This window comes from Pseudoflavonifractor sp. HCP28S3_F10 (assembly GCF_052065415.1).
Taxonomy (GTDB): Bacteria; Bacillota; Clostridia; order Oscillospirales; family Oscillospiraceae; genus Pseudoflavonifractor_A.
This window is the reverse complement of sequence record NZ_JBQHUB010000056.1, coordinates 1-2801: the sequence shown is the minus strand read 5'-3', so window position 1 is coordinate 2801 and position 2801 is coordinate 1. Positions and strand designations below refer to the sequence as shown.

Below are 2801 nucleotides of genomic sequence, written 5' to 3'. Positions count from 1 at the left end.
ACTTGCACGGAGTTTCCGGTCCATCTTCACGGATAAACAAGTCCACCGTCACGGTGAAGGAGTCCGGCTAAATCAGAGCCTTTATAATGGTAGTAGCACGCGATGTCGTGACTATTACCAAGGAGGCTGCCGAGATGGTAAACTACCGAGAAATCTTGCGATTAAGCAACGACCCCCAAAATGGGCAGAGGAGTATTGCAGCAGCATTGCATTGTTCCAGAGATACGATCCGGGAAGTGCGAGTTGCAGCAGAGAAAGCAGGAGTAAGTTGGCCGTTGGATGACACCGTTACCAACGAAATGCTGAAGCGAATCCTCTTCCCAGAAAAGTCTACAGCGGAGACACTTTACACCCAGCCGGACTATCCCTACATCCATAAGGAGTTAGCACGTCCGGGTGTAAATTTGACGCTGTTGTGGACAGAGTATTGCAGACGATGCGAAAATGACGGTACCACACCGTACATGTACACACAGTTCTGCGAGAAATACAGGCAATGGGCGCGGATTACCAAGGCAACCATGCGGATCCAGCACAAGCCGGGAGATGCTATGCAGGTGGACTGGGCCGGCAACACGCTGGATATCTATGACCCGGTTACCGGGGATGTCTCCAAGGCATATTTGTTTGTTGCGGTTCTACCTTGCAGCTGCTATGCCTATGCCGAGGCCTGTGACGACATGAAGCTGGAAAACTGGCTTCTTTGTCATGCCCATGCCTACAGCTACTTCGGCGGTGTGACCCGGCTGCTGATCCCGGATAATCTGAAGACCGGTGTAACGAAAAATACCCGGTATGAAACAGTTCTTAACCGGAGTTACCAGGAACTGGCTGAGCATTACGATACTGCGATTGTCCCAGCCAGAGTGGAGCACCCTAAGGACAAGCCCTTGGCAGAAGGAACTGTGAAGTTTGCTTCAACCTGGATCCTGGCGGCGCTACGGGACCGACGGTTCTTTTCCATACGCGAAGCGCAGGAAGCGGTGGCTGAGAAGCTGGAAGAATTGAATGACCGCCCGTTTAAAAAGCGCGAAGGCTGCCGCAGAAGCGCCTTTCTGACCGAAGAGCAGGAGTTTATGAAGCCTCTTCCGACTGCCGCATATGAGCCAGCTGTCTGGCCTCCTGATATAACGGTTGGGCCTGATTACCTGGTTTTTGATGGCATGAACAAATACTCCGTCCCCTTTGATCTGATTGGCGAAAAGGTGAACCTGCGCCTGACCAAAAACGCGGTTGAGGTTTTCTACCGCGGCACCAGAGTTGCTATGCATGCACGGCACCGAACGGTACTTCGCGATCCTGTGGTAAAGCCGGAGCATATGACGCCGGAACATAGGAAGTATCTGAATTACAACGAAAGCGAGTTCACATCCTGGGGCAGCTCTGTTGGTGAACATACCGCTTCTGTTGTCCGATATTTCCTCACAAGCGGAAAAGAAACCGAGCAAGGCTATAAGGCCTGTGCCAGTATAACAAGGCTGGCAGACCGCTATGGTGCAGCACGGTTGGAAAATGCCTGCGAGCGGCTGTTGGCGTTCACTTCTACGCCGTCCATCCGAACGCTCAGTACCATTCTCAAGAATGGGCAAGACAAGGTTGCCACGCCGAAAAAGCCGGAGGTTCCTAAGGCCAACACCCGGCACGGCATAACCCGCGGCGCTGCCTACTTCCGAAAAGGAGGTAGCAGCAAATGATGAACAACTCCACCATTGAGGCGCTGAAGGCAATGCGTTTCAGCGCAATGGCCGCTGAATTTGAGCGCCAGCTAGGCGATCCGGCTGCATACAGCATGCTTGGGTTTGAAGAACGGTTTGCCCTGATGGTTGATGCGGAATGGAACAGGCGCCAGCAGAACAAACTGGCACGCTGCATCCGGGAAGCACATTTTGCCGCTCCCGGCGCCATGATTGAGGATATTGAATACCACGAAGACCGCAGATTGGACAAAACCCAAATTCTCCGCTTTGCCACATGCAAATACATTGAAGACGGCCACCACATTATCTTAAAAGGCGCTTCCGGCAGCGGAAAAACCTTTCTGGCCTGCGCTCTTGGAAACGCGGCCTGCCGCAAATACAAGTCTGTGCGATATATCCGACTCCCGGAACTGTTGGAGGAATTGAGCCTGGCACAGGCAAGCGGAGAGCTGAAGAAACTGATTAAAAGCTACCGAAAGTACGATCTGCTGATTCTGGATGAGTGGCTTATCCGCTGCCTGACACCTCAGGAATCCTACAACCTGCTGGAGATTGTTGAGATGCGCAGCGACCGGGGTGCGACCATCTTCTGTACCCAATACAACACGGATGAATGGTACGAGCGCATTAATCCTGACTCTGATGACCGAAGCCCTATTTCTGAGGCTATTATGGACCGCATCGTCCACAATGCCTATGAGGTTCTGATTGATGGCAAGGTCTCCATGAGGGAACGCCATGGCTTGAGAAGCATGGGAGCTGTTCCTGGAGAGGCTGGTGATTGAGGTGACGATTACCCGCCAGATGTTGGACACGGATCTGCAAAGCTGGTTCCTCAATGCGAAGAACGCCGAACATGCTAAGGAAGAGATCCTTGCGCTGTTCTCCGAGGAACCTGGCGACGGATATACCTGGAGTGAGCAGGATATTTGGGAGCAATCCAGAAAGATTATTGACCGCTGGAACCGAGTTTGATTCTACGGAGCAGAGGGGCAAAAGCCCCTCTGCTCTCGGTGGACCTCATGCCCGCGAGAGTGGGCCTCATTTCCCGTGAAGGTGGACTTCTTTCCCCGTGCAGATGGACTTGTGGCTACGAAATTTACA

The 2801-nt window shown here is 52.7% G+C and carries 3 protein-coding genes; all 3 read left to right on the top strand.

The features are described 5' to 3' along the window. Positions 1-134: 134 nt before the first annotated feature. The 3 genes from istA to ACTNBZ_RS14200 are packed head-to-tail and all read left to right on the top strand — an operon-like array spanning position 135 to position 2672. A complete protein-coding gene (gene istA, locus ACTNBZ_RS14210; RefSeq protein ID WP_441210919.1) occupies positions 135-1694 on the top strand; it encodes an IS21 family transposase in 1560 nt (519 codons plus the stop codon). Next, positions 1691-2482, top strand: a complete 792-nt coding sequence (locus tag ACTNBZ_RS14205) for an ATP-binding protein (protein ID WP_033120701.1) — start codon at positions 1691-1693, stop codon at positions 2480-2482. The genes istA and ACTNBZ_RS14205 overlap by 4 nt, the downstream gene beginning before the upstream one ends. Beyond that, positions 2475-2672, top strand: a complete 198-nt coding sequence (locus ACTNBZ_RS14200) for a hypothetical protein (RefSeq protein ID WP_033120700.1) — start codon at positions 2475-2477, stop codon at positions 2670-2672. Before ACTNBZ_RS14205 ends, ACTNBZ_RS14200 begins: the two co-directional genes overlap by 8 nt. The last annotated feature ends 129 nt before the right edge of the window (positions 2673-2801 follow it).